At 61.4% G+C, this 26,318-nt stretch carries 22 protein-coding genes and 1 pseudogene; 15 read left to right on the top strand and 8 right to left on the bottom strand.

Going from position 1 to position 26,318, the window contains the following annotated elements; genetic code table 11:
* Positions 1-847: 847 nt before the first annotated feature.
* A complete protein-coding gene (locus tag EEB13_RS32345) occupies positions 848-1,894 on the top strand; it encodes a transglycosylase family protein (RefSeq protein ID WP_072782585.1) in 1,047 nt (348 codons plus the stop codon).
* Positions 1,895-2,017: 123 nt separating this feature from the next.
* Here EEB13_RS32345 and EEB13_RS25830 read toward each other — a convergent pair whose 3' ends face one another.
* Positions 2,018-3,199: an MFS transporter gene (locus tag EEB13_RS25830; RefSeq protein WP_141486549.1), complete on the bottom strand. Its 1,182-nt coding sequence runs from the start codon at positions 3,197-3,199 to the stop codon at positions 2,018-2,020.
* A gap of 143 nt (positions 3,200-3,342) precedes the next feature.
* Between EEB13_RS25830 and EEB13_RS25835 the strand changes: the two genes are divergently transcribed.
* A complete protein-coding gene (locus EEB13_RS25835; RefSeq protein ID WP_003945852.1) occupies positions 3,343-3,789 on the top strand; it encodes a MarR family winged helix-turn-helix transcriptional regulator in 447 nt (148 codons plus the stop codon).
* Here the strand turns inward: EEB13_RS25835 and thrS are convergent.
* Positions 3,786-5,021, bottom strand: a complete 1,236-nt coding sequence (gene thrS, locus EEB13_RS25840) for a threonine--tRNA ligase (protein WP_141486550.1) — start codon at positions 5,019-5,021, stop codon at positions 3,786-3,788. The two genes, EEB13_RS25835 and thrS, sit on opposite strands and share 4 nt — an antisense overlap.
* A 331-nt stretch (positions 5,022-5,352) precedes the next feature.
* Here thrS and EEB13_RS25845 point away from each other — a divergent pair, with 331 nt between their 5' ends.
* Together EEB13_RS25845 and EEB13_RS32120 are read left to right on the top strand one after the other, a co-directional pair.
* Positions 5,353-6,627 (top strand): hypothetical protein, encoded by a 1,275-nt coding sequence (locus tag EEB13_RS25845; protein WP_033232453.1) that lies wholly within the window; start codon positions 5,353-5,355, stop codon positions 6,625-6,627.
* Between the two features lie 2 nt (positions 6,628-6,629).
* A complete protein-coding gene (locus EEB13_RS32120) occupies positions 6,630-7,436 on the top strand; it encodes an Abi-alpha family protein (RefSeq protein ID WP_045068486.1) in 807 nt (268 codons plus the stop codon).
* A gap of 69 nt (positions 7,437-7,505) precedes the next feature.
* On the opposite strand, the gene hsaB is transcribed toward EEB13_RS32120, so the two are convergent.
* Genes hsaB through hsaA form a run of 4 tightly spaced genes read right to left on the bottom strand, consistent with a single transcriptional unit; the run spans position 7,506 to position 11,030 of the window.
* Positions 7,506-8,066, bottom strand: a complete 561-nt coding sequence (gene hsaB, locus EEB13_RS25855; protein ID WP_033232457.1) for a 3-hydroxy-9,10-secoandrosta-1,3,5(10)-triene-9,17-dione monooxygenase reductase subunit — start codon at positions 8,064-8,066, stop codon at positions 7,506-7,508.
* Complete coding sequence (hsaC, locus tag EEB13_RS25860) at positions 8,063-8,965, bottom strand: iron-dependent extradiol dioxygenase HsaC (protein ID WP_045068484.1); 903 nt, start codon at positions 8,963-8,965, stop codon at positions 8,063-8,065. Before hsaC ends, hsaB begins: the two co-directional genes overlap by 4 nt.
* A complete protein-coding gene (gene hsaD, locus EEB13_RS25865; protein WP_033232461.1) occupies positions 8,965-9,843 on the bottom strand; it encodes a 4,5:9,10-diseco-3-hydroxy-5,9,17-trioxoandrosta-1(10),2-diene-4-oate hydrolase in 879 nt (292 codons plus the stop codon). The genes hsaC and hsaD overlap by 1 nt, the downstream gene beginning before the upstream one ends.
* Positions 9,844-9,854: 11 nt before the next feature.
* Positions 9,855-11,030, bottom strand: coding sequence for a 3-hydroxy-9,10-secoandrosta-1,3,5(10)-triene-9,17-dione monooxygenase oxygenase subunit (gene hsaA / locus EEB13_RS25870; RefSeq protein ID WP_045069644.1), 1,176 nt, complete (start codon positions 11,028-11,030; stop codon positions 9,855-9,857).
* Positions 11,031-11,225: 195 nt separating this feature from the next.
* Here hsaA and EEB13_RS25875 point away from each other — a divergent pair, with 195 nt between their 5' ends.
* On the top strand, positions 11,226-12,377 hold the full coding sequence (locus EEB13_RS25875) for a Rieske 2Fe-2S domain-containing protein (protein ID WP_033232463.1): 1,152 nt from the start codon (positions 11,226-11,228) through the stop codon (positions 12,375-12,377).
* 2 nt (positions 12,378-12,379) lie between these two features.
* Entirely contained in the window at positions 12,380-12,739 is a 360-nt protein-coding gene (locus EEB13_RS25880) for a hypothetical protein (RefSeq protein ID WP_033232465.1), read from the top strand.
* A gap of 83 nt (positions 12,740-12,822) precedes the next feature.
* On the opposite strand, the gene EEB13_RS25885 is transcribed toward EEB13_RS25880, so the two are convergent.
* Together EEB13_RS25885 and EEB13_RS25890 are read right to left on the bottom strand one after the other, a co-directional pair.
* On the bottom strand, positions 12,823-14,028 hold the full coding sequence (locus EEB13_RS25885; RefSeq protein ID WP_045068482.1) for a CaiB/BaiF CoA transferase family protein: 1,206 nt from the start codon (positions 14,026-14,028) through the stop codon (positions 12,823-12,825).
* Positions 14,025-15,515, bottom strand: a complete 1,491-nt coding sequence (locus EEB13_RS25890) for an aldehyde dehydrogenase family protein (protein ID WP_141486551.1) — start codon at positions 15,513-15,515, stop codon at positions 14,025-14,027. The genes EEB13_RS25885 and EEB13_RS25890 overlap by 4 nt, the downstream gene beginning before the upstream one ends.
* A 444-nt stretch (positions 15,516-15,959) precedes the next feature.
* Between EEB13_RS25890 and EEB13_RS25895 the strand changes: the two are divergent.
* The 9 genes and pseudogenes from EEB13_RS25895 to EEB13_RS25935 all read left to right on the top strand — a co-directional run.
* A pseudogene (locus EEB13_RS25895) lies at positions 15,960-16,145 on the top strand (ferredoxin); the annotation flags it as partial.
* A gap of 59 nt (positions 16,146-16,204) precedes the next feature.
* Positions 16,205-17,551, top strand: a complete 1,347-nt coding sequence (locus EEB13_RS25900; protein WP_033232470.1) for a cytochrome P450 — start codon at positions 16,205-16,207, stop codon at positions 17,549-17,551.
* A gap of 14 nt (positions 17,552-17,565) precedes the next feature.
* On the top strand, positions 17,566-19,269 hold the full coding sequence (locus EEB13_RS25905; protein WP_045068474.1) for a thiolase C-terminal domain-containing protein: 1,704 nt from the start codon (positions 17,566-17,568) through the stop codon (positions 19,267-19,269).
* Positions 19,270-19,282: 13 nt separating this feature from the next.
* Positions 19,283-20,839 carry an acyl-CoA synthetase gene (locus EEB13_RS25910; RefSeq protein ID WP_116104093.1) on the top strand — a complete coding sequence of 519 codons (1,557 nt, stop codon included), beginning with the start codon at positions 19,283-19,285 and terminating at the stop codon, positions 20,837-20,839.
* A 20-nt stretch (positions 20,840-20,859) separates the two neighbouring features.
* A complete protein-coding gene (locus tag EEB13_RS25915; protein ID WP_141486552.1) occupies positions 20,860-21,621 on the top strand; it encodes an SDR family NAD(P)-dependent oxidoreductase in 762 nt (253 codons plus the stop codon).
* 125 nt (positions 21,622-21,746) lie between these two features.
* Positions 21,747-23,018, top strand: coding sequence for an amidohydrolase family protein (locus EEB13_RS25920; RefSeq protein ID WP_033232474.1), 1,272 nt, complete (start codon positions 21,747-21,749; stop codon positions 23,016-23,018).
* A gap of 216 nt (positions 23,019-23,234) precedes the next feature.
* The gene (locus tag EEB13_RS25925; RefSeq protein WP_045068471.1) at positions 23,235-24,536 is read left to right on the top strand and encodes an acyl-CoA dehydrogenase family protein; all 1,302 of its coding nucleotides are present in this window, start codon (positions 23,235-23,237) and stop codon (positions 24,534-24,536) included.
* Positions 24,533-25,549: a phosphotransferase family protein gene (locus tag EEB13_RS25930; protein WP_233364006.1), complete on the top strand. Its 1,017-nt coding sequence runs from the start codon at positions 24,533-24,535 to the stop codon at positions 25,547-25,549. Before EEB13_RS25925 ends, EEB13_RS25930 begins: the two co-directional genes overlap by 4 nt.
* The gene (locus EEB13_RS25935) at positions 25,546-26,316 is read left to right on the top strand and encodes an enoyl-CoA hydratase-related protein (protein ID WP_141486553.1); all 771 of its coding nucleotides are present in this window, start codon (positions 25,546-25,548) and stop codon (positions 26,314-26,316) included. Before EEB13_RS25930 ends, EEB13_RS25935 begins: the two co-directional genes overlap by 4 nt.
* The last annotated feature ends 2 nt before the right edge of the window (positions 26,317-26,318 follow it).

A 26,318-nucleotide genomic window follows, 5' to 3' on the forward strand; every position in this document is an offset into this window, starting at 1 on the left:
AAGTTTTCTATTGTGGAACAGCTTCGGGTGAATCCGTGTGCTCCACTCTGGCATCCGGCGTTTCTCCTCACACGGGTCGAATGACCCATTCGGGTACCTGTTTTCGGGTCGTCGCGCGTCACTACCTTCGCAATCAATGCCGAGGGTCCAACCTGTTTGACGTGTAGCTTTGCCGTAGACCTACCCCGCCAAGCGACGCCGCTCGCACTACGAAAATGATTTCTCACCCGCCCCTGAACTGGCCGAAGACAATAATCCCGCGTGAGAGATCAATAGTTTCTGCGCCATGAACCAGTGGCAACTCGGTCAGTCCGTTTCCTCAGCCCGATCGCGCCAGACCCGCTGCTGACTTTCCCAGGACATGATGGTCCACCCAGAATCCTTCTGGCACAGTTGAATACCCGGCAATACCAGCAAGGCCACCCAATCGGCCAACGTGGAGTTCATCGACCAGTTGCCCTGAAAAACGTGGTACCGGTCGGCTTGGTTCGACTTGTCAAAAATTGGCGTAATCCGCGAAATAGGTATGCCACCGGGTAATTGGGCCGTTGTACGCATGTGGGCGAGGCAACAACCTAGGCGTGACTCACAAATCGTGACCATGAAACCGGAAGGAACTATCGGCACGCTCTCTCTTCACTCGAGAGGCGCTCTGTAACAAAGAAATTGGCCTGACCAATTCGGTCAATGCAAATAATTGTCCTCGGATAGCGAGAACTGTTGGCGCACTTGTTGTCAACTCATCTTCAATCGCCTTCCAGCATGGGCGATCTCGTACACCACGCTGCTCAGCAGTTGATCACCGCTGCGTGCCGCGAGATTGCCGACACCGATCAAGGAAAAGATCATGGGAAAACACAGGAAACACCATCGTTCTCACGCCACACGATTCATCACACTCGCTGCCGGAGCAGGGGCTCTGACAGCCATCGGCACCTTCGCAAACACGGGCGTAGCCAGCGCACACGACTGGTCGCAAGTGGCCATGTGCGAGAGTTCCGGAAACTGGAGCATCAACACGGGCAACGGGTTCTACGGCGGACTGCAGTTCACGCAGTCGACGTGGGATGCCCACAAGCCAGCCGGTGCACCGGCCCGTGCTGACATGGCGTCGGTCGCGGATCAAGTCGCAGCAGCAGAGGCAACACTCGACGCTCAGGGCATCGGTGCGTGGCCGGTATGTGGCACACACCTCGGCTGGGGTGGAGTCACCCCTGGTTCAGCCAACGTGATCTCATCGACACTGCCTTCTGCCGAAGAAGCCATCCACGTAGCCCCTCTTCATGCTGGTAACAGCTGCAGCTGGGAATGGCCCGTCGATGGGGTGCTCTCGCAGGGGTTCCACGCCGGACACGATGGAGCGGACTTCGCGGTCAACGTCGGAACGGTCCTCCATGCCCCGACCTCGGGCACGATCTCGGTTGCCGGACCATATGACCCCGGCGGATACGGAACCTACATCCAGCTCGAAGCCGATACCGGCGAGCAGATCCAGATGGGCCACCTCTCCGAAACGTGGGTCGGTGAAGGCGCTCACGTCGAGGCCGGCGACCAAATCGGTGCCACGGGCAATACCGGCAGCTCGACCGGCCCGCATCTGCATCTGCGCATTCACAGCGGCGGCGCCGTCGATCCCGTCGCCTTCCTGAAGTCGACAGGCGCGTGCGATACCGGGGCTAGCGTCACTCCCGGACCGACGTTCGCACCCGCGTTGAATGCTCCGGCACCAGAGCCGGCCACGTCGGCAGTCGACGACACGGTGACCGTGTCCGAAGGCGATACGCTGTTCGACCTCGCTTCGGTAAGAGGGAAGAATTGGCAAGAGGTGTGGGCCATGAATGCGTGGATCACCGATCCCGACCAGATCTTCGTGGGCGATCTGATCAAGTTCTGATGCTGGAAGTCAGTTGCTGCGGGCTCATGCCCGACTGAGCGAACGTACCTTTCGCCGCCTTGGATGCGCCGAAAGGTACGTTCGCTCAGGTGAAGTGGGGGTACGGACCTGGACAACCCGGCACTACCCGACCAGTACGCCGTCCCGCTCGGGAGCCTTCTCCGACCTGTCCATCGACGACGCGAGGAGCAGCACCATCAAACCGACTACGGTGACGGCGGCTCCCATCCAGATCGGGGAGTTGAAGCCGAGCCCGGCGGCAATGGTGAGACCACCGAGCCACGCGCCCAATGCATTTCCGACATTGAAAGCGGCGATATTGGCGCCCGATGCCATAGTCGGCGCCTCCGACGCGTAATTCATGATCCGCATCTGCAACCCTGGTACCGTCGCAAAACCGAAGGCGCCCATGAAGAACAGTGAGATCACGGTCATGACCTTGCTCTCTGCAGACGCCGCGAACACGATCAGAACGACGGTCAAGATCGCGAGAATCCAGACCAGCGCCTTCGTCAGCGAACGGTCGGCAGCCTTCCCACCGAGGACGTTGCCGACAAACAGACCGGAACCGAAAAGGATCAGCAACCACGGAACACTGGACGCTGCAAAGCCACTCACCTCGGTGAGAGTGAACGCGATGTACGTGAACGCGCCGAACATTCCGCCGTAGCCGAGAATCGTGATCGCGATCGAGAGCCACACCTGTTTGTTGCGGAAGGCTCCGAGTTCGCCGCGCAGGCCGCCGCCCGCCGTTGGTGCCGGCGTCGTAGGCACCAGAGCCGCGATCCCGATCAGCGCGACAATGCCGATGACGGTGATCGCCCAGAAGGTCGAGCGCCATCCGAACTGTTGGCCGAGCATCGTGCCGAACGGAACGCCGAGAACATTGGCAATGGTCAACCCGGAGAACATCATTGCGATGGCACCTGCACGCTTGTCCGGTGCGACCATTCCGGCGGCGACCACCGATCCGATGCCGAAGAACGCGCCGTGGCACAGGGCCGCAACGATGCGCCCACCCATCATCACCTCGTACGAGGGGGCCAGCGCGGACATCAGGTTGCCGATGATGAAGAGCACCATCAGCGAGAGTAGGACCTTCTTGCGCTCGAACCGGATGACGGCCGCGGTCACCAGAATTGCACCGATCGCGACGGACAGTGCGTAGCCGGAGATCAGGTAGCCCGCTACGGCTTCGGTGACCTCGAAATCGGCGGAGACCTCGGGCAGCAGGCCCATGATGACAAATTCGGTGAGGCCGATCCCGAACCCGCCCATAGCGAGGGCAATGAGACCCAATGGCATCTCGATGTTCCTTTCACAGATTTACGCGTAAGCCGTTAGCGGGCGTGTGCAGTAGTTGCACGCGCGCTATAAATAGTTGCACGCGCGCGCTACATGCGCAAGCTGGTAACCTGGAGCGGCAGGAATCGGACAAGGAGAATCACATGGGGATCGCCGACGACGCCGTCGAAATCCGTTCGCAAGGGTGGCGCACGCTCGCAGCGCTGCACGGCGCCCTCGACACCGAATTGGAACGCGCTCTCCAGCGTGAGCACAAACTGTCCGTCGTCGAATACACAGTCCTCGACGCGTTGAGCCGCCAAGACGGCTGGCACATGCGCATGGCCCAGTTGGCTCGCGCTGCCGCGCTGAGCAGCAGTGCCACGACGCGATTGGTCAACCGTCTCGAAGATCGTGGACTACTGACCCGAATCCTGTGCGCCGACGACCGTCGAGGCATCTACACCGAGTTGACGCCGGCCGGCCGCGAGCTTCTCGAAAGCGCACGGCCGACACACGACGCCACCCTCGAAGCCGCACTCGACGAGGCATGCAAGACACCCGAACTCGCGCCGTTGGTGCGGGCGCTCCACGAACTTCCCGTCGGCTAGAACCCTGCCGGAAGCAGGGCACGCTCGTTGATGTCCGCGACCACCTGATCGACAAACACTCCCGCGTCGACGACGGCCCGCTCATCCCGCGCCGGGATCAGAGTGTCGACGGTGCCGCCCCGCACTTCGTTGTCCCCGATCACGGCGACGTAAGAATCCCGGTGAGTACGAGCCTCACGGATGCGGCGTCCCAACGACCCTTCGGACGCAACGGCCACGCGGACATCGCGAGCCTCGAGATCTGCCCGTAGACGCTCGGCCGCATCCTGATGCCGGTCGCCGACGGGCAGGATCGAGACCTGGTTGGGCGCCAGCCACGGCGGCATCCGACCTTCGAACCTTTCGATCAAGAGCGCGGTCATACGTTCCATCGAACCCAGCAGGCCTCGATGGATCATCACCGGACGATCCTTGGTTCCGTCCTCCGCTGTGTACTCGAGCCCGAACCGCTCCGGTTGGTTGAAGTCGAGTTGGACGGTCGAGAGTGTTTCTTCGCGGCCGTTCGCATCTCGCACTTGGACGTCGATCTTGGGCCCGTAGAACGCAGCCTCTCCCTTGGCTTCCACGTAGTCGATCGAGCGCGCATTCAGTGCGCTGCGAAGTTGATCCTCGGCGGTGGCCCACTGTTCGTCGGTGCCGAGGTACTGCCCCGCTGCCCCTCCGCTCACTGCCCCTCTGATCGAAAGCCGATATTCCCGTTCGGCAATCCCGAGAGTCGAGTAGCAGTGCTCGATCGCGTCGATCGCAACGATCACTTCGGCTCGAACTTGGTCACGAGTGCAGAAGACGTGTGCGTCGTCGAGATTGATCTGCCTGACGCGGCTCAGTCCGCTGAGAACACCGGAGAGTTCGCTACGGAACATCGAGCCGAGTTCGCGAAGGCGGAAAGGGAGTTCGCGATAACTACGGCCGCGCGCGGCGAATACCTGTGCGTGATGAGGACAGTTAGCAGGACGAAGAAGAAATGATTCCCCACCTATCTGCATTTCGGGGAACATGTCTTCCGAGAACTTGGACCAATGCCCAGATCTCTCGTACAACTCCTTCTTCGCCATCACCGGGGTGTAGACACCGCGGCATCCGGACCGAGCAGCTTGCTCGGCCGCGAACTTCTCGAGTTCGCTCCTGATGATCGCGCCGTCCGGCAACCAGAGCGGAAGGCCCGCTCCGACGATGGGGGTGGTGGTGAAAAATTCCAGCTCGCGTCCGAGTTCGCGATGGTCAACGCTCATGAGAGCTCTCCAGTTAGTTCAAGGGGAGTCGCGCATCGGAGCGAAGAAACAGAACAACCCCGGGGCGATAACTCCCGGGGCGGAAAGGGTTCGGTCAGCAGGTGCTAAACGATGCGCCGGAAGGAAACCGGCGTCGTCGTGTTGTGCGCAAAGCTGACCATGTACGTCAGGTTACATTAACTTCCGACCCATCGACGGCCCGGATTGCCGGGGATCTATGCTGACGCAACTGGGAAGGCGCAGTAGTAGCGAAGGAAACACCCACGAAGAGCGAAGTTTCGGCAATCATGTCCGAACGTGAGGTTCTCGGATATGAGGAGGATGGGCGACGGTGCCGGACCACTTGCTCGAACAGTTGATCACCATTCCTTTGTTCACGGGAATCATCGGGTACATCACCAATTGGTCCGGCGTTCTGATGCTCTTCGCCCCACTCGAATTCCACGGAGTCAGAATTCCGGGCCTCAAGATCCTGTTCCCACTGCTCCCGCGCCGGGTCCAGGTAATCCCGGCGATCACCAGCGACGGCCGCTTCGGTTGGCAAGGAATTGTGCCCTCCCGGGCCGAGAAAATGGCGTCGATCGCAGTGGACAAATCGTTGGCAAAAGTGGGCAGCATCGCCGACTTCTACCGTGAACTCGATCCGGACAGCATCGCCGAACATCTGGTCACCATCTCGCGAAGCGAAGTCCGCGGCGTGGTCACCAGAATCATGACCGCCGAGAATCCTCAGCTCTGGCACAACCTTCCGAACCCGGTGAAAGAAGCCGTTTTCCGGAAGGTCGAGGAAGATCTGCCGGCCAGTGTCCGCACCATCACGGACCGCATCGAAGAGAACATCGACGAATTCATCGACGCCAAACTCATGGTGATCCGGTACCTGTCGTCGCACCCGAAACTACTCAACGACATTTTCCGGACCATGGGAAACAAAGAACTGCGATTCATGCAGAACTTCGGTTTCTACTTCGGGTTTCCGATGGGGTTTGTCCTGGTGGCCGTACTGCACTTCCTGCCGTACTGGTGGATCCTGCCCATCGGCGGCGTCATCATCGGCTACATCGTCAACTACCTCGGAATCACAATGATCTTCGAGCCCATCGCGCCCAGCCGATGGGTGCCGTGGCGGCAAGGTCTTTTCCTCAAACGACGCACCGAGATCATCGAGGGGTACGCAAAAACGCTCGCCGATCACGTCATCACACTCGAGAACATCGGCACAGAACTTCTCGAAGGACCACGCTCGGACCGAACCCGCCGAATGCTCGATCAGGTACTTCGTGAATCCGTCGACGACGCCGTCGGATGGGCACGATCCGTCGTGAAAATGACGGTCGGCTCGCAAAGCTACAAGCGTCTGCCGAGCCTCGCGACAACCGAAGTGCTCGACCTCGTTCCACGAGTATTCGAGGACGCGGCTTTTGCCGAAAGCCAGTCCGAGAAAATCCGGATATTCGTCACGGCGCAAATGAACAAACTGTCACCGGAAGACTTCAGCGAACTGCTGAGATCTGCCGTCAAACAAGATGAATGGTTGTTGTTCGTCCACGGAGCGGTACTCGGCTCGTTGGCCGGTTTCCTGCACCTCGCGATATTCGGAGTATGAGAATGAGTGAGCAGCGCGAAGAACCCACGTATGACTGGGATATCGACACGGGCACCGAAGAATCCGTCGAAAAGCGGTTGATCCGTAGCCTGGTCGGCTTGACCGCCACCACCACACTCACTTCCCTGAAAATAACGGGGTGGGCGTTGGGCACAGCGCGCGAGGCGACGCGGCAGATCGTTGCAGCCGCCGCCGACGCGGCAGCAGAGGCCGCCGAAGCCGCCAACGTTCAACCTTCGACAAAGCGAACGGCAAGTGCCGGGCCCTCCCGATCCGAAAACCTGCGATCGGCCATGCGCGCTCGCCCCACCGGTAAACAGAGCACCGAGGCCATGCTCGCGGCCCTTCGCCAGCGCGGCGACAACCTGCTCGACCGTTCCGCCGACGTCACCGACCGCGACGATCTTCACCCCGCCTACGACCGAATCCTCGACGAGATTGCACCGGACGAAGCACGCATCCTGCGCCTGCTCGCATTGTCGGGCGCACAACCGAGCGTCGACGTCCGGACAGCCCGGCCCTTCGGCGTCGGGTCGGAAATGATCGACGAAGGCCTGTCGATGATCGGCGATCTCGCCGGGTGCCGGCACCTGGATCGCACGAATGCCTACCTCAACAACCTGCACCGACTCGGGCTGGTGTCATTCTCTCGAGAACCTGTCGAAGCGGATCGATATCAGGTCGTCGAAGTCCAGCCCGCGGTGATCGACGCCGTTCGCCGCGCGGGCCGGTCCAACAAGATAGTGCGTCGTAGCATCCTGCTCACGCCGTTCGGTGAGGACTTCTGCCAGACGTGTTTTTCATTGTAGGGGCTCCGCCCCCTGTGCGCCTTTCCGGCAGTCCCCACTACCAAAAAGGCGCACAGGGGCCGCAGGCCCCTACAGCCAGGTATCTTCCGTCGTTGTTGTCAGGAACGCCTCGAGATCGTCCCGCCAATGCGCGGGGACGGTCTTGTCCGGTTCGATCCCGGTGTACTGCCCGCGATAGAACAGCAGTGGACGCTCGGTCTTGACCTCACTCATCGACGAGACCCGACCGAAGACCACGAAGTGATCGCCGCCGTCATGGACGGTTTCGACGGTGCAGTCGATGTGCGCGAGCGATTTGTCGATGATCGGTGAACCCAACGGCGACGGTGTCCAGTCGATACCGGCGAACTTGTCCGGCTCACGCGAACCGAAGCGCGCGCATACCGACTGTTGTTCCTCCGCCAACACGTTGACGGCAAACTTTCCGGTCTTCTCGATTGCCGCCCACGACCGAGAACCCTTGGTGGGGCAGAACAACACCAGGGGCGGGTCGAGGGAGAGCGCGGCAAACGACTGACACGCAAAACCCACCGGCACGCCGTCGTCGACGGTCGTGATGATGGTGACACCGGTACAGAACTGGCCCAGGACGGTACGGAACTGCCGCGGGTCGAGTGCAGGGGCACTCACGGCTTCAGTCCGACCGTGAAGTCGTGACCCCACAGACTCACTGCCGTACTTTCCCGCGCGATCCAACTCTCGTCTTCGACCTCGCGTCCCTCACAACCGAATTCGATGTCGAAGCCGCCGGGAGTCTTCATGTAGAACGAGAGCATTTCGTCGTTGACGTGGCGCCCGAGGGTCGCCGACATCTTGACCTTCTTGCGCAGCGCACGGTCAAGGCACAGTCCGACGTCGTCTGAGTTCTCCACCTCGAGCATCAGGTGCACGATGCCCGTCGGATTGGGGAACGGCAGGAACGCCAGGCTGTGGTGACGTGGGTTGCAGCCGAGGAACCTCAGCCACGCCGGATCGCCGTCAGCGGGTCGGCCGACCATTTGCGGTGGCAGACGCATCGAGTCCCGCAGTTTGAATCCGAGGACGTCGCGGTAGAAGCGCAACGACGCGTCGTCGTCATCGGTGGTGAGCACGACGTGTCCGAGCCCCTGCTCCCCCGTGACGAACTTGTGTCCATACGGGCTCACGACGCGTCGATGTTCGAGCGCTACACCGTGAAACACCTCGAGCAAGTTCCCCGAGGTGTCCTCGAACGCAATCAGCTCGACCACGCGACGGTCCTTCAACTGCTCCGACGTGCCCTCCTTGAAGGGAACCCCGGCTGCCGACAACCTGTCACGGATATCCTGCAGCTCAGCCGCATTCGCTGTCTCCCACCCGGAGACGAGCAGACGATCCGACTCGTTCGGAACGATGACCAGACGTGCCGGGAAATCGTCCATGCGAAGGTACAGCGAATCGGGGTCGACGCCCTTGCCCTCGCTCATGCCGAGAACCTTGAGCCCGTACTCGCGCCATGCGCCCATATCGGTGGCCCCGATACGCATGTATGCCAGAGATCGAATACCCATCACTTACCTCCGTCGAGCAAGAAGTCGGTTGCGAGCCGGTTGAATTCGTCGAACTTCTCGAGTTGCGCCCAGTGCCCACAACCACCGAAGACATGCAGTTGCGCGCGCGGAATCATCTTGAGCGCCACCAGTGCGCCGTCGAGCGGGTTGACGCGGTCTTCACGGCCCCAGATCAACAGCACCCGTTGGCGCAGTTTGTACGCCTCGCGCCAGAGCATGCCGAGCTCGAAGTCTCCGCTGGAGAAGGACTTACCCATCGCCTTGGCCGCAGCCAGGGACTCGGGAGTACTGGCTGCGGCAAAACGTTCGTCGACGAGTTCCGGCGTGATCAGCTTCTGATCGAAGACCATGATCCGCAGGAATGCTTCGAGGTTCTCACGTGTGGGCTGGTAGCTGAACTTCCCGAGGTTCTTGACGCCTTCGGTGGGGTCGGGTGCAAAGAGATTGACACTCAGACCGCCTGGCCCCATGAGGACCAGCCGGCCGGCACGGTCCGGGTAGTCGAGCGCAAAGCGAACAGCAGCGCCACCACCGAGCGAATTGCCCAGAAGATCAACGCGACCGGTGATCTCGAGCGTGTCCAGGAGGTCGTTGAGCGCCGACGCACTGTGCACGAAGTACTGCGGATGCTCGGTCGGCTTGTCCGACTGTCCGTAGCCGGGCTGATCGACCGCGATGACGTGAAAGTTCTTCGCCAACACCGGAATGTTGCGGGCAAAGTTCGACCACGACGACGCTCCCGGACCGCCTCCGTGCAGCAGCACGATGGTGCGATCGTTCCCGACCCCGGCTTCGTGGAAATGCAGTTTCAGGTCGGGGCGCACCTGCGCAAAACGCGACGTGGATTCGTAGGTGAACACTTCTTCGGTGGTTGTCACGGACGTCTCCCCTAGACCATCGTGTCGGTGATCGGCAGACCGAACTCGCCTGTTCCGAACATGACGTATGCGCGTTCTGGATCGTTGGCCGCGTGGACGCGTCCGGCGTGAGCGTCGCGCCAGAATCGCTGAATCGGCGTGCCGTTCTGCAGTGCTGTTGCTCCGGAGTTCTCGAAGAGCTTGTCGATGGACGCGATCGCGCGACCGGTGGCCCGGACCTGATCGCGTCGCGCTCGCAGACGCAGTTCCATCGGAACCTCTTCGCCCGCAAGGATCAACGCGTACTCGTCGGCGACATTGCCGGACAGTTGACGCCAGGCTGCATCGATGTCGCTGGATGCCTCGGCGATACGTACCTTCGCAAACGGATCGTCCTTGGACTTCTCGCCGGCAAAGGCTGCGCGAACCCGCTTGCCCTGATGCTCGACGTGCGCTTCGTAAGCGCCGTAAGCCATTCCGACGATCGGGGCCGAAATCGTAGTGGGATGAATGGTGCCCCACGGCATCCGGTAGACGGGAGCGGTGTTGTTCTCGAGTCCGGGAGCAGTCAGTTCGCTCATCGCCCGGAAGCTCAGCACGCGATGGGTCGGAACAAATACATCCTTGACCACAACGGTATTGGAGCCGGTTCCGCGCAGTCCGACCACATTCCAGACGTCGTCGATCTGGTAGTCCTCGCGGGGAATCAGGTAGCTGACAAAATCGACGGCGCGACCGTCCTTGAAGACCGGCCCGCCGAGAACTGCCCACGTTGCATGGTCGCAACCCGATGACCACGCCCACGCGCCGTTGACCTTGTATCCGCCCTCGACTACCTCACCCATACCCATGGGCGCGTAAGAGGACGAGATGCGAACGTCAGAGTCCTTGCCCCACACGTCTTCCTGGGCCTGCTGCGAGAACAGAGCCAGGTGCCAGTTGTGAACGCCGATGATCGAGGAGACCCACCCCGTCGATCCGCAGGCGCTCGCGATCTTTTTGACCGCCGAGTAGAACAGGACCGGATCGGCTTCGTATCCGCCCCACTGCTTCGGCTGCAGTAGACGGAAGAAACCCGTCTCCTGCAATGCCTTGACGGACTCGTCAGGGATACGACGAAGATCCTCGGTCTCCTGCGCCCGCTCACGTAGTGCCGGCAACAATGCGTCGAGCTTCTGCATCACCTCGTGGCTGTCATGGTTACCCACTTCGACGCTCCCGTCTGTCTCGCTCGGATAGTTCACTTACCTTTGAGACTAGAACACGTTCTCTTTTCTGTCGAGATGTCGCAAATCGCGTCATTGAGGGCCGCAATGCTGTAACAAGTGCATCCGAAATCTAGCGAAATCAGAGTTCATTCTATAACGTGTTCTATTAACAGCTAGAAGGGATGTGAGGTCACTATGGCGCAGATTCGCGAGATCGACGTGGGAACGGTGCAGACGCGGTTCGCGCGTGGATGGCATTGCCTGGGTCTTCTGAAGACCTTCAAGGACGGCAAACCGCACGCGATCGAGGCTTTCGGTACCAAGCTCGTGGTGTTCGCCGACAGCAAGGGCGATATCAAAGTCCTCGACGGGTACTGCCGACATATGGGCGGTGACCTCACCCAAGGCGAGGTCAAAGGCGATTCCATCGCGTGCCCGTTCCATGACTGGCGCTGGGGTGGAAACGGAAAGTGCACCGGCATTCCCTACGCCCGCCGCGTGCCCCCGCTCGCCCGCACCCGGGCGTGGCACACACTCGAACAGAACGCTCAGCTCTTCGTCTGGAACGACCCAGAGGGCAATCCTCCGCCCGAGGAAATCGTGATCCCTCGCATCGAGGGCGCGTACAGCGACGAGTGGACAGACTGGACCTGGAACTCCATGGTCATCGAGGGTTCCAACTGCCGCGAGATAATCGACAACGTCGTGGACATGGCGCACTTCTACTACATCCACTACGCCTTCCCGACGTACTTCAAGAACGTCTTCGAAGGTGAGATCGCCACTCAGTACCTCAACACCACGGGCCGTCCCGACATCGGAATGGCGTCCCAGTACGGCGGCGATACGCTACTTCGCTCAGAGGCTGCGTATTACGGACCGTCGTACATGGTCAATCCTCTGTGGAACAGCTACAGCGGATACGAGGTCGAAAGCGTCCTGATCAACTGCCACTACCCGATCAGCCCGGATTCATTCGTGCTGCAGTGGGGCGTGACGGTCAAGAAGCCGACGGGCGTCTCCGACGAAATGGCCGACAAGTTGGCCGGCAAGTTCACCGAGGGCATCAGCGAAGGATTCCTTCAGGACGTCGCGATCTGGAAGAACAAGACCAAGATCGAAAATCCACTCCTCTGCGAGGAGGACGGCCCCGTCTACCAGCTACGACGCTGGTACGAGCAGTTCTACGTCGACAAGGCCGACGTCACCGAGAAGATGACGCAGCGCTTCGAGTTCGAAGTGGACACCACCAAGGCCAACGAAGCCTGGCACGCTGAGGTCGAGGAAAACCTCGCCCGTCAGAAGGCCGAGAAGGAAGCCGCTGCAAAGAAGGAAGCAGAGGTTTAATCGTGAGCGCCTCGATCCGTGACCTCCGTTGGGCCAAGGCTCCGGACTTTGCCGGGCAACCGGAACGGCGGGGCGCAATCGAAGCCCAGACCGTCGAGGACAAGCAGGAATACCTCGACTCGGGGATGCAGGAAGTCGATTGCAAGACATGTGGCGCGTGCGTACTGGTTCGCAAGAACACGTACAAGCACACCAGCATTCAGTGGACCTCCGACCCGGCACGTCGGTGTCACACGTTCAAGGACGCCATCGCGTCGGGGCAGAAATCTGCACTCAAGGACGGCTGCCCGATGCTCCATGAGAGCATCGCCGACGCCGTCAGGGACGGCACAATTACGGTTCGCGACGCCGAAAACAGCTGAGCACCGCGAACAGTTGCACGAGAACTGAAATGAGGGCCGACCCCAACGGGTCGGCCCTCATTTGTCAGGTGTGGTCACAGTTCCTAGGTAACTGCTCCCGCGATCTTGAAAGCGATGACACGTTCCCAGTCAAATCCCAACTCTGTCAGAATTTCGTCTGTGTGAGCGGCGAATTCCGGTCCTGCACGCAGCTCGGGTGCAGTGACGTCGAACTGCACCGGGTTTGCGGCCAGTTCGAGTTCCCCTGCCTTGAGCAGATATTCGTTGGCCAGAACCTGCGCGTCGCTCGACACTTGCAACGAATCCTGCACAGGTGCCCACGGACCGGCAAGAGTGGCAAACTTCTCCGACCATTCCGCGAGTGTGCGGCTGCCCAGTACCTCACGCAGAATAGCCACTGCGGCTTCGGTATTGGCGGCAATCTGCTTGGAATCGGCAAAACGAGGGTCGTCGATGAGGTCGAGGCGATCGATGTGGCGACACACATCGGCCCAGTACTTGCCGGCCTGGAGCATCACGAACGAAAGGAAGCGCCCGTCCGATGTGCGGTACAACCCGGACAACGGATTGGTCAGTGCACCATGACCACCCGGCACCGGCGCCACCATGGCCTGGTCGAGATGCGCCGACAACGCAATCCCGTGTCCCATGGCCCACACGCCGCTGCCCAGGAGGGAGACGTCGACTACCGAGGTCTCGCCCGTACGTTCTCTCTTGAGCAGCGCTGCCGCAACACCGCCGGCAAGGTTCGTGCCGGAGATAGTGTCACCGAACGCCGGCCCCGGCGGGGTGATCATGCCGTCCACTCCAGGAGGAGTGAGGGTAGCGGCAATTCCGGCCCTGGCCCAGAAGGCCGTCATGTCGTACCCACCCTTGTCGGACTCGACACCGCGCGGCCCGAGTGCACTGCCGCGGGCGTAGACGATCTTCGGGTTCACGGCGCGGACGTCGTCCACGTCGATTCCGAACTTGGTCCGAGCCTGGGGCAGGAAGCTTGTGAGGAACACGTCCGCTGTGCGGATCAGTGCATCCAACACCTCTTTACCCTCGGCGGTTCCCATGTCGATGCCGATACTGCGCTTGCCTCGGTTGGCGTGCTCGACGTTGGGGTTGGGATCCCCCTCGACCTTCAACGCACCGACCTGACGAAGGCCGCGCTGTGGGTCACCGGTGACGGCGTGTTCCACCTTGACGACCTCGGCGCCCCAGTCGGCGAGCACTGCGCCCGCCGACGGAACGAAGCCGTACATCGCGACCTCGAGAACGCGGATCCCCTCGAGTGGCTTCACTTGACCACCGTCGCAAAAGCCTTGGTCTGCAGGAACTCCTCCAGTCCGGCGGTACCCATCTCACGGCCGATGCCCGACTGCTTGTAGCCACCGAACGGAACATCGGGGGTGAAGTAGTTGCCACCGTTGACGCTGAAGGTTCCGGTGCGGATACGGCGGCCGATGGCGATCGCGCGATCGTCGTCGGCACCAAGCACGCCACCGGAGAGTCCGTACTTCGAGTTGTTGGCGATCTCCACGGCATGATCGTCGTCATCGAACGGGATGACTGCGAGCACGGGCCCGAAGACCTCTTCCTGCGCAATTTCGCTGTCCGGGTGGACATTTGCCAGCAGGGTCGGCGTGTAGAAGTAGCCGGGATCGATCCGCGTGCCACCGGTCACGAGCGTCGCGCCCGCCTCGACGGCCCGCTGAACCAAACCGTCGACCTTGTCTCGCTGCTTCTCACTGATGAGCGGACCCATGTAGATCTTCGGGTTGGTCGGGTCTCCGACCGGCACGTGCGCCATCATTCCGGCCACCTTCGCGACGATCTCGTCGTGATGTGCCCGTGGCACGAGCAACCGGGTGGTGAGCGCACAACCCTGACCTGTGTTGGAGCAGATGGAGAATGCCGCGAACTGTGCAACCGTGCCGAAGTCCGCGTCCTCGAGCACAATCAATGCCGACTTCCCGCCGAGCTCGAGGAAGACCTTCTTCAGGCTCGCGCTTGCCGCAGCCATGATCGACGCGCCGACGGGTGTGGATCCGGTAAAGGTGACCACGTCCACGTCGGGGTGGGTGGTCATGATCTTGCCGGTCTCCACGTCGGACGAGGACAGTACGTTGACCACACCGGCCGGAATGTCGGTGTGATTGGCGATCAGTTCACCCAGCGCCAACGTGATGAGTGGTGTGTCCGGAGCGCCCTTGAGGACGATCGTGCAACCCGCGGCGAGCGACGGAATCAGCTTGGCAAACGCCAGCTGATTCGGGTAGTTGTACGCAATGATCGCGGAGACAACTCCGGCGGCTTCCTTCTCGATCCAGCGATTGTGCTTCTGCCCCTTGATGTCTACCTCGCCGAGTTGTTCGGTCAGCGGGTAGGTGCGCAGGAGATCAGCGTAGTAGCGAATGATGCCGATGGGCGCCTCGAGCTGGTTGCCTTGCGTATTGAGGTAGGTAGCTCCGACCTCGGCGATCGTCAGCGCACGAAACTCTTCGAGATTGTCGAGCATTGCCTGGTGCAGCTGGTCGAGGCACTTGATGCGGAATTCCACATCGGTTGCCCAGCTGGTGGTGTCGAAGGCCTTGCGCGCAGCTGCGATAGCGGCTTCTGCCTCCGCGACACCCGCATTCGGTGCGTAACCGAGGATCTCACCGGTAGCGGGGTTGATCGATGCAAACGTCTGCTCCGTTGTCACGAGCTTTCCGTCGATGAGCAAACGCCGATCGACATCCAGCACGGCGGTGCCCTCGTTGGCCGACACCGTTTCCTGAGATGACATCCGTTCTCCTCACTAAAGTATGAAAATAGAGTTCTCATATTCGAGAATATTGCATCCTGGTGGTGTGAATGTAGCAACTGTGAAGTCGTACGCATACCCCCCACCGAAAGGTTGCATTGCACCTGAGCAGTCTCTACTCGGGATCTTGCGGCCACGTCAGAGCGAGAGTAGGATTCTCCAAAATTGAATTGGAGATTCTTGTGAACCAGAATGCGCCACTCGAACGCTCACCTGTAACGACGGCAGCCCCGTCGCCGGTGAGTCACGCACTCAGGCCCGAGCCATTTCCCAGCCCAGCCCATTTCCCGGCACGGACCTGTCCCGCCGCCTTCCGTCCGCCTACGACGCAAGTTCGATCAACATCGTCGTTGCCGGCCATCCCCTATCAGCTAGTCGAAACAGCCTGAATAACAAAAAGATTCACGTGCAAACAGGAGGAATATTGTGAAGGTGAAGGTCGACCCAGAACTGTGCCAAGGGCACACACTGTGCGCCATGGCTGCACCGGATGTGTTCGAACTGAGCGACATCGACGGCCACGCTACGGCCATCGAAGGCGATGTTCCTGCCGATCTCGAGGACAAGGTGCGGGAAGCTGCCCATTCCTGCCCGGAGCAGGCCATCACCATCTTTGCGAGCAACTCCGCCTCCGAGAACGCCGACGCCAAGACGCCAGAGAGGACAGCTCCATGAGCATCGACAATGCGCCAGCGCAAGACAACCACGAGAAGCCCGTATTCCAGTTCGACCGGCACGCAGCGGACTATCGCGACAACTTCCTGGACATCACCCAGGAGATGCACTCGAAGTGTCCGATGGCCTGGTCCGATACCCACGGCGGGCACTGGGTTGCGTCGGGCGGCGACGAGGTCTTCGCTCTCGCTCGGTCCGCTGACATCTCGAATGATCACGACCTCAAGGGAGTTCGTCGTGGTTACAAGGGAATCATGATTCCGACCGCGGAACGCGCGTCCGGTGTCCGTGGCGGCATCCTGGAAATGGACGACCCCGAGCATCGCGAGTTCCGTGCGGTTCTCAACCCCTACCTGTCTCCTGCTGCCATCAAGAAGTGGGTTCCGCTGATCGACGAGGTGATCCGCGCCAGCCTCGACGAGAAGATCGAGTCCGGCAAGATCGACTTCATCGACGATCTGGCAAACATCGTCCCGGCCGTCATCACGCTGGCAATGCTCGGTATCCCCGTCGTCAAATGGTCCGTCTACTGCGAGCCGGTACACGCGGCTATGTACACCCCGCCGGATTCACCTGACATCGCCCGGATCGGTGAACTCCACCGCGCCATGGGATTGGACCTCCTCACCAATCTCCACCAGATCCGCGAGAACCCCAGGCCCGGCATGGTCGACGCGATCGCCCGAGCCACCGTCAACGGCGAAAAGCCGGACGATCTCGAACTTCTCGGGGTCCTCAGCCTGCTCATCGGCGGCGGGTTCGACACGACAACGGCGCTCACGTCACACGCACTCGAGTGGCTGTCACAGAACCCGGATCAGCGCGAGATCCTCAGCCGGGAACGCGACACCATGCTGGACTCGGCAACGGAAGAATTTCTCCGCTTCTTCTGCCCGACACCGGGCGACGGCCGCACCTTCTCCGCCGACGGCGAATTGGGCGGCGTGCAGTTCAAAGAGGGCGATCGACTCTGGCTCTCCTGGGCAATGGCCAACCGCGACCCCGAACTCTTCGAGGACCCGAATACCGTCGACCTCGAACGAACGGCCAACCGACACTTCAGTTTCGGTCTGGGAGTACACCGATGCATCGGCTCGAACCTGGCCCGAACGGTCTTCAAGCGCATGCTCGTCGCAGTGTTCGACCGGATGCCCGACTTCACGTGCGACCCCGAAGGCACCGTGCACTACGACTCCATCGGCGTCATCCAGGGCATGCGTCACCTCCCGGCGACCTTCACCCCCGGCCCGCGTCTCGGTGCCGGCCTCGACGAGACCCTCGAGAAAATCCAACTGATCGTCGACGAGCAGGGACTCGCCGCACCGATCACTGCGCAGAAGTAAGGAAACTGAAGTAAGTGACTGATTCCGCGGTAGTCGATCCGGTAAACGAGAACAAGGTAGCCGAGTCGGGGCGTCCTCTTCCCCTTGTGACCCGGCAAAACCGGTTCTACTGGACGTCCGGCGCGGATGGCCGGCTGCGCGTACAGGAGTGCGAGTCCTGTACGGCTCTCATCCATCCGCCGCAGCCGGTCTGCAGGTACTGCCGTTCACATCAGATGGGCGTGCGCGTGGTTTCCGGCTACGCCACCCTCATCGGATTCACGGTCAACGAACGCTTCAGCATGCCTGGGCTTCCGGCACCCTACGTGGTGGCTCAGGTCGCGATCGAAGACGATCCTCGGGTTCGGCTGACTACCAACGTCATCGAGTGCGATCCTGCGCAGCTGCACTTGGGCATGCGCATGGAAGTTGTCTTCCACCAGGACGGGGATGTGTGGCTCCCGTTGTTCCGGCCGACGGCCGAGCAACCAGAACCTGCGCCGCTGCCACAGGCCGAGGGTGATCCGGAAGAGATCCGGCGACGCGTGCGACCGATGTCCACCACCGTGAAGTTCGAGGACAAGGCGGCGCTCACCGGCATCGGCATGTCCGAGATCGGCCGACGCTTGATGCTCTCCCCCATGGAGCTGACGGTGCAGGCGTGCGAGCGTGCCGTCGCCGATGCCGGCCTCACGATGGACGACATCGACGGCCTCGCAAGCTATCCCGGCGCCGGACCGGTAGGGGGGTTCGGCGAGGGCGGCGGGGTGACCGGCGTCGAGGCGGCTCTCGGCATCCGGCCGACCTGGCATAACGGCGGCATTGAAACCTTCGGCCCCAGCGGCTCCGTGATCGCGGCGATGATCGCCGTCGCCAGCGGCCTTGCCCGCCACGTGCTGTGCTACCGAACCGTCTGGGAAGCCACCCACAACGAATTGATGCGTCTGGGCGAAATCAGCCCACCTGCGCCGAGTCGCACCCCGAGCTGGATGTTCCCGTTCGGGGCGACCTCCGCAGCACACACTCTCGCGCAGAATGCGCAGCGCCACTTCCACAAGTACGGCACAACTCGCGAAAGCTTGGGCTGGATTGCGCTGAACCAACGAGCCAATGCCGCACTCAATCCGAGCGCGATCTATCGCGACCCGATGACGATGGACGACTACCTCTCGGCCCGCACCATCACCACGCCATTCGGTCTCTACGACTGCGACGTACCGTGCGACGCTTCGGTCGCAGTAATCGTGTCCGCCATCGATGCAGCACACGATCTTGCCAAGCCGCCGGTACTCGTCGAAGCTGTCGGAACGCAGATTGTCGAACGTATCGAATGGGATCAGAGCACACTGACACACGAGCCTCAGGTTCTCGGCCCAGCTGCTCACCTGTGGACACGAACCACGATGCGCCCCAGTGATGTCGACGTCGCGCAACTCTACGACGGATTCTCGTTCAACTGCCTGTCCTGGATCGAAGCGCTGGGCTTCTGCGGCATCGGCGAAGCAAAGGACTTCCTCGACGGCGGCCACAACATTGCCCGCGACGGCGTGATCCCACTCAACACGCACGGTGGACAACTCTCACACGGCCGCACCCACGGCATGGGGCTGATTCACGAAGCGGTCACACAGTTGCGCGGCGAGGCCGGTGAACGTCAGGTCGTCGGCGCCAAGGTCGCCGTCGCGGCCACGGGTGGCCTGTCCCCCGGCGGCGCAATGCTCCTTCGAACGGATCGATAGTGGAGGCGCGTCAATGACGACCGCGACGATGACACCCAGCTACCACGCTCGCCGGAGCCCGGACACCCCGGCCATCGTGATGGCTTCGAGCGGTGAGGTCACGACATACGCCCAACTCGACGAACGCTCGACGCGATTTGCGCGGGCATTGCGGGCACGCGGGTTGGGCGTCGGCGACCACATCGCGATCCTGATGGAGAACAACCGCCCCTTTCTCGAAATTGCCTGGGCAGCGCAGCGATCCGGCATTCACTACACCGTGATCAACCGCCACTTACGCCCGCTCGAGGTGCAGTACGTTCTCGACGATTGTGGTGCCCGCGCGTTGATCTCGAGCGAAGCACTTGCCGACGTCGTGGCCGGCCTCGACGTCTCGCGTATTTCCATCCGGATATCGGCGCTCGGTGACATCTCCGGATTCGATCGGTACGACGACGTGCTGGCCGGCGAGACGGCCACACCACTCGACGACGAGTGCGAGGGCCGCGAAATGCTGTATTCGTCCGGGACCACCGGACGTCCCAAAGGTGTGCGTAAACCGTTGCCAGGAACGGCGTTCGGAGATCCGAGTGCCGCACCCGTCTTGATCGCCAGGGGCCTGATGGCCGGCAACACCGTCACCGATGCGGTGTACCTGTCGCCCGCACCGCTGTATCACGCTTCGCCCCTGGTCTTTTCGATGTCATGGCACCGTCTCGGCGCCACGGTCGTGGTGATGGAGAACTTCGACCCACTCCAATGCCTTGAACTGATCGAGCGTCACCGAGTGACAAGCGCGCAGTTCGTGCCGACCATGTTCGTGCGCATGCTTCGGTTGTCACCGCAGGAGCGAGCGCGATACGACCTGTCGAGCCTGCGCAACGCAATACACGGAGCGGCGCCGTGCCCGATCCTCGTGAAGCAGCAGATGCTCGACTGGTGGGGGCCGATAATCCACGAATACTATTCGGGCACCGAGGATGTCGGCGCTTCGACCATCACACCCGAGGAGTGGCTGACGCACCCCGGATCCGTCGGGCGACCGATGCAGCAATGCCACATCGTCGGCGAGGACGGGGCGGAACTCCCCGTCGGACAGGTCGGCTCGGTGTACTTCTCCGGCGGCCGTCCGTTCGAATATCACAACGATCCTGAGAAAACCGCGTCCGTCACCAACGACCGCGGGTGGCGCACACTCGGCGACATCGGACGTCTGGACGAGGACGGATACCTCTATCTGACCGACCGCGAGGCGCACACGATCATCTCGGGCGGAGTGAACATCTATCCGCAAGAAGCGGAGAACGAACTCGCCGGGCATCCTGCCGTCGCCGATGTCGCAGTCATCGGCGTACCCGACGACGAGATGGGCGAGTCGGTGAAGGCTGTTGTGCAACTGGTCGATCCAGCGGCAGCCCACGCTACCCTCGCCGCCGAACTCATCGAGTACTGCCACAAAGCGCTCGCGTCGTACAAATGCCCCCGAAGTATCGATTTTGTCGACGCCCTCCCCCGAGATCCCAACGGCAAGTTGTACAAGCGCCTGTTGCGTGACCGTTATCGGGCGAGCAACGTCACCCCTATCGCTTGACGACAGAACAGGAGACCCTCGTGCAGGGTTTGACAGACAAGGTCATTCTGATTGCCGGCGGCGCCACCGGCCTCGGCGCCGCCTCCGCGCAGCGACTGGCAAACGAGGGCGCACAGATCGTGATCGGTGATCTCAACCTCGAAGGTGCCGAAAAGACCGCTGCGGCAATAAACGAAGCCGGTGGGCGTTCCGTTGCAGCACAATTCGACATTTCCGACGACACGTCAGTCGAGAAATTGGTGGCATTCAGCGTCCGGACCTACGGCGGCCTTGACGCCGTCCATATCAATGCCGGAGATATGGGTTCGGTGTCCAAGGACACCGATATCGTCGACATCGACCTCGAGGTCTGGGACCGCACCATCGCCGTCAACCTCCGCGGCCACATGCTCGTGACCCGGCACGCCATTCCCGAACTCCTCGCACGCGGTGGCGGCACGATCGTCTATACATCGTCGATCGCTTCGTTCACGGGTGATCCGCAGCGTCCTGCCTATTCGGCAACCAAAGCCGCTATCAACTCCCTGGCCCGGCACGTCGCGTCGCGCTGGGGCCGCGACGGCATCCGCGCCAACGCCATCACTCCCGGCCTGATCCTCACCAAAGAGATCGAGGAGGGCGCGTCGCCCGAACTGCTGCAGTCGTTGATCGCGCGTTCTCGCAGTACACGGGGAGGCAGACCCAGCGACATCTCGAGCATGGTCGCCTACCTGATGTCGGATGACGGCGAGTGGATCAACGGGCAGGTCGTCAACGTCGACGGCGGCACGGTGTTGCGGTGACCGGACACAGCGAATATGTGATTCTCCGCTCGTCCAGCTATTGATTCTCAATAGCGAAAACAATATTCTCATTGCAGTAGGCGCCGCTGCCGGGCATCTCTGCGCAGCGCAGGAGAGGATTCTCAATGAACATTGACGACATGGTGATGGTCAGCATCGACGACCACGTGGTCGAACCGGCTGACATCTTCGAAAAGCACTTCCCGAAAAGCCTCATGGACCAGGCCCCCAAGCTGACGGCCCACCCCCGCAACCCCAACGTGCAGGCCTGGCTTTTCCAGGACACGGTGGTCGGCAGTTCCGGCCTGAACGCCGTCGTCTCCTGGCCCAAGGAAGAATGGGGCATGGATCCCACGGGCTACGCCGAGATGCGTCCCGGCGTCTACGACATGGACCTGCGTGTACGCGACATGGATGCCAACGGCACCTTGGCCGCAACACTTTTTGCTACCTTCCCCGGATTCGCCGGAACCCACCTTGCGAGCCTGCCGGACAAGAAGTTGTCCCTAGCGGCATCTCGGGCCTTCAATGACTGGGTCGTCGGTGAGGTACCGAATGCTCACCCCGGGCGCTTCATCCCCCTCGGCATCATCCCGTTCTTCGACGTGGAGGAATCCGTCAAGGAGATCCACCGTCTCGCCGCGATGGGTTGCCGATCCATCAGCATCCCTGAGACTCCGTACGGCGTGGGTGAGGGCTACCCCGACTTCAAGTCCGGCTACTGGGATCCGATCTTCAAGGCATGCGTCGAGACCAACATCGTCCTGAGCCTGCACATCGGTGGCGGCTTCAGCTTGGTCAAGCGCCCCGAGGGCTTCAACATCGACGACATGATGGTTCTGACACCGCTCATTTCGACTATCGCGGCAAACGACATGATGCTCAGCGGAGCCTTCCAGAAGTTCCCGGATCTCAAGGTCGCCATGAGCGAGGGTGGCGTCGGCTGGGTTGCACCGTGGCTCGACCGCGTCGAACGCCACGTCGTCAACCAGTCCTGGACCGGAACCAGCTTCCTACCCAAGGGAATGACGGCAACCGACGTGTGGCGCAAGAACTTCCTGGCGTGCTACATCACCGAGCCGAGCGGACTGAACAACCGTGACCGCCTCGGCATCGACACCATCGCCTGGGAATGCGACTACCCCCATTCCGACTCCACTTGGCCTATTTCGCCGGAGATGCTGATGGAAGAACTCGTCGACGCCAAGCTCACCGACGAGGAGATCGACAAGATCACCTTCGGAAACGTTGCCCGGTTCTTCGACTGGGATCCCTTCAAGCACATCAAGCGCGAGGACGCCACCGTGGGCGCCCTGCGTGCACGGGCAACCGATGTCGACATCAGCGAGACATCCAAGGCCGAATACCGTCGACGCTACGAGCTCGCCAACTCGTAGCCTCCATGCTTGGACAAATGCCGCCGACACCCGTGTCGGCGGCATTTGTCGTACCCACACGCGGGCGGTGCGCCTGCTGGAGAACCTCACCAGCCCAACAGGTTCGACTGGATCACACACCGACCGTCGAGGCGATCAAGAATTAGAATTTTGCCCGAAAAGAATTGCATTTTTATCAATAAGAACGCTATTCTCCAAGTAACCAAGGAGGCGCACATGGCGTGGGATTTCGAGACCGACCCCGAGTACCAAGCGAAACTGGACTGGGCGGACAAGTTCGTACGTGAAGAGGTCGAGCCGCTCGACCTGGTCTGGCCGCACGAGCAGTTCGTGCCGTTGGACGGAGCCAGGCGTAAAGCGATCGACCCGCTCAAGGAGCAGGTTCGGAAGCAAGGACTGTGGGCCACGCATCTCGGACCCGACATGGGCGGCCAGGGATACGGCGCACTCAAGCTGGCTCTGTTGAACGAGATTCTAGGTCGATCATCCTGGGCACCAATCGTATTCGGATGCCAGGCACCGGATACCGGCAATGCCGAGATCATTGCCCACTACGGCACCGAAGAGCAGAAGCGGCGTTACCTGCAGCCACTACTCGACGGCGAGATGTTCTCGACCTACTCCATGACCGAACCACAGGCCGGTGCCGACCCCGCGCAGTTCACCACGCGCGCAGTCAAGGATGGCGACCACTGGGTCATCGACGGAATGAAGTACTTCTCCTCCAACGCGAGAACCGCGTCGTTCCTGATCGTCATGGCCGTCACGAACTCCGATGTCAGTGTGTACAAGGGCATGTCGATGTTCCTCGTACCGTCGGACACACCGGGAATCAACATCGTCCGCAACGTGGGTCTGTACGGTGAGCCCCTCAACGACGGCACCCACGCCCTCATCCACTACGAGGGTGTCCGGGTACACGAGGATGCACTCCTCGGCGGCGAAGGTCAGGCATTTGCCGTGGCACAGACGCGCCTCGGCGGCGGACGAATCCACCACGCCATGAGGACGATCGGCCTTGCACAGAAGGCAATCGACATGATGTGCGAGCGCGCACTGAGCCGCGAAACCGCGGGCAGCCGGCTCGCCGACAAGCAGTTCGTGCAGGGCTACATCGCGGACTCCTACGCCCAACTGGCTCAGTTCAGGCTCTTCGTATTGCACACGGCATGGAAGATCGACAAGTACAACGACTACAAGAAGGTCCGCAAGGACATCGCCGCCGCCAAGGTCATCATGCCGACTGTGCTGCACGACATCGCTTGGCGAGCAATGCAAATACACGGTGCGCTCGGTGTCACCAACGAGCTTCCGCTCTTCCAGATGATTCACGGTGCCGCAGTGATGGGCCTCGCCGACGGCCCGACCGAGGTACACAAGACCACCGTCGCCAAGCAGGTACTGCGGGATTACAGCCCCAGTGACGACCTCTGGCCTACGGAATGGATCCCACGCAAGCAAGAAGCCGCTAAGGCAAAGTACGCCGACTACATCGAACTGGAAGTGGGGAACCTGTGATCGATTTTCAACGGCTTTCGGACTGGATGGACGGCGAGGGCCTCGGCAAGGGTGCGCCGCTCGAGCACCGATACCTCTCCGGCGGTACCCAGAACGAAATCTACGAACTCACCCGTGACGACTTTCGCTGCGTGATCCGGATACCACCGCCGGAGGCTCCCGCAAACCGCGACAAGGGAATCCTCCGCGAGTGGCAGATCATCTCGGCACTCGACGGCACCGATGTGCCCCACACCGAGGCAATCGCCGTGTGCGAGGACGCATCCGTACTCGGCCGACCGTTTTATCTCATGGGATTTGTCGACGGTTGGTCCCCCATGGACGACCGGAATTGGCCGGAGCCCTTCAAGAGCGACCTCGAAGCACGGAACGGACTGGGCTACCAACTGGCCGAAGGCATCGCACTTCTGTCGAAGGTCGATTGGAAAGCCAAGGGCCTCCAGGATCTTGGTCGACCCGACGGTTTCCACGAGCGTCAGGTCGATCGCTGGACCAGCTTGTTCGAGAAGATCAAGGGCCGCGAACTCGAAGGAATCGAAGTCGCCACCGAGTGGCTGCGGAACCACAAGCCGCTCGACTTCATCCCCGGAATCATGCACGGCGACTACCAGTTCGCGAACGTGATGTTCGAAAACGGCGCACCTGCCCGGCTTTCCGCCATCGTCGATTGGGAGATGGGAACGGTCGGCGACCCCAAACTGGACCTCGCCTGGATGCTAGAGGGCTGGCCCAAGGACACCAGCGCTCCAGAGGCAGCAACCAGCAGTTACGTCAACCTGCAGGGCATGCCGTCGATGGAACAGTTGGCCGGGCACTACTCCGAGATCTCGGGCCGTCAGGTCGACGACCTCGACTACTACCGCATCCTCGCCAAGTGGAAGCTCGCGATCATCCTCGAACAGGGGTTCCAGCGCGCCGGTGACAACGAGAAGCTCCTCGCGTTCGGTCCCATTGTCGCCCAATCGATGATCGCTGCTGCCGAACTCGCCGAGACAACGGAGTACAAGTCATGACCGACACAACCCCCGAACTGATCCAGGAACGACGCGGACAGATCCTGATCCTGCGTCTCAACCGTCCGGACGCACGAAATGCGCTCACCGGCAGCCTGTATCGCGAACTCGGCGATACAGTACTGGCCGCTGACACCGACCCGGACATCCGCGCAATCGTCATCACCGCCACCGGTGACCGCGCATTCTGCTCAGGCATGGACCTGAAGGCGTTTGCCACGGAAGGCGAAGGAGCCTTCACCTCCGAAGGTTTCGCTCGACTCGCAGCGGGCAAACTCTCGACCCCGGTGATCGGTGCCGCCAACGGCACCGCCATCGGCGGCGGGCTTGAACTCCTCCTCGGTTCCGACATCATCATCGCGTCGTCGGCCGCGAAATTCGGCTTCCCCGAAGTGAAACGGGGATTGTTCCCCGGCGGCGGCGGCACCGACATCGGAACCCGAATCCCGATGCACGTCGCCCTGGAGTTGACCCTCACCGGCGATCTCATCACGGCTGACCGGGGCTACCAACTCGGACTGATCAACGCCGTCGTAGATCCGGACCAGGTTCTGGAGGCCGCAGTGGGATATGCCGAACGCGTCGCCGCAAACGCTCCACTCGGCTTGGCTGCATGCAAGGAACTCGTCCGCCTCGCGGTAACCGATTCAACCAGCGCTGCACAGAAACTCGGGCAATGGCAGTCAACGGTGTTCAGCAGTGGTGACGCCAAGGAGGGCGCTGCTGCTTTCATCGAGAAGCGCACCCCGATCTGGCAGGGTAGGTAACC

It is taken from the genome of Rhodococcus sp. WS3, assembly GCF_003797085.1.
Lineage (GTDB): Bacteria > Actinomycetota > Actinomycetes > Mycobacteriales > Mycobacteriaceae > Rhodococcus_F > Rhodococcus_F globerula.

What these genes read in the sequence shown, in the direction of transcription:
- EEB13_RS32345 (WP_072782585.1), top strand. Translation starts at nt 848, where the DNA reads ATGGGAAAACACAGGAAACACCATCGTTCTCACGCCACACGATTCATC.
- EEB13_RS25830 (WP_141486549.1), bottom strand. Translation starts at nt 3,199, where the DNA reads ATGCCATTGGGTCTCATTGCCCTCGCTATGGGCGGGTTCGGGATCGGC.
- EEB13_RS25835 (WP_003945852.1), top strand. Translation starts at nt 3,343, where the DNA reads ATGGGGATCGCCGACGACGCCGTCGAAATCCGTTCGCAAGGGTGGCGC.
- thrS (WP_141486550.1), bottom strand. Translation starts at nt 5,021, where the DNA reads ATGAGCGTTGACCATCGCGAACTCGGACGCGAGCTGGAATTTTTCACC.
- EEB13_RS32120 (WP_045068486.1), top strand. Translation starts at nt 6,630, where the DNA reads ATGAGTGAGCAGCGCGAAGAACCCACGTATGACTGGGATATCGACACG.
- hsaC (WP_045068484.1), bottom strand. Translation starts at nt 8,965, where the DNA reads ATGGGTATTCGATCTCTGGCATACATGCGTATCGGGGCCACCGATATG.
- EEB13_RS25875 (WP_033232463.1), top strand. Translation starts at nt 11,226, where the DNA reads ATGGCGCAGATTCGCGAGATCGACGTGGGAACGGTGCAGACGCGGTTC.
- EEB13_RS25890 (WP_141486551.1), bottom strand. Translation starts at nt 15,515, where the DNA reads ATGTCATCTCAGGAAACGGTGTCGGCCAACGAGGGCACCGCCGTGCTG.
- EEB13_RS25900 (WP_033232470.1), top strand. Translation starts at nt 16,205, where the DNA reads ATGAGCATCGACAATGCGCCAGCGCAAGACAACCACGAGAAGCCCGTA.
- EEB13_RS25910 (WP_116104093.1), top strand. Translation starts at nt 19,283, where the DNA reads ATGACGACCGCGACGATGACACCCAGCTACCACGCTCGCCGGAGCCCG.
- EEB13_RS25920 (WP_033232474.1), top strand. Translation starts at nt 21,747, where the DNA reads ATGAACATTGACGACATGGTGATGGTCAGCATCGACGACCACGTGGTC.
- EEB13_RS25925 (WP_045068471.1), top strand. Translation starts at nt 23,235, where the DNA reads ATGGCGTGGGATTTCGAGACCGACCCCGAGTACCAAGCGAAACTGGAC.
- EEB13_RS25935 (WP_141486553.1), top strand. Translation starts at nt 25,546, where the DNA reads ATGACCGACACAACCCCCGAACTGATCCAGGAACGACGCGGACAGATC.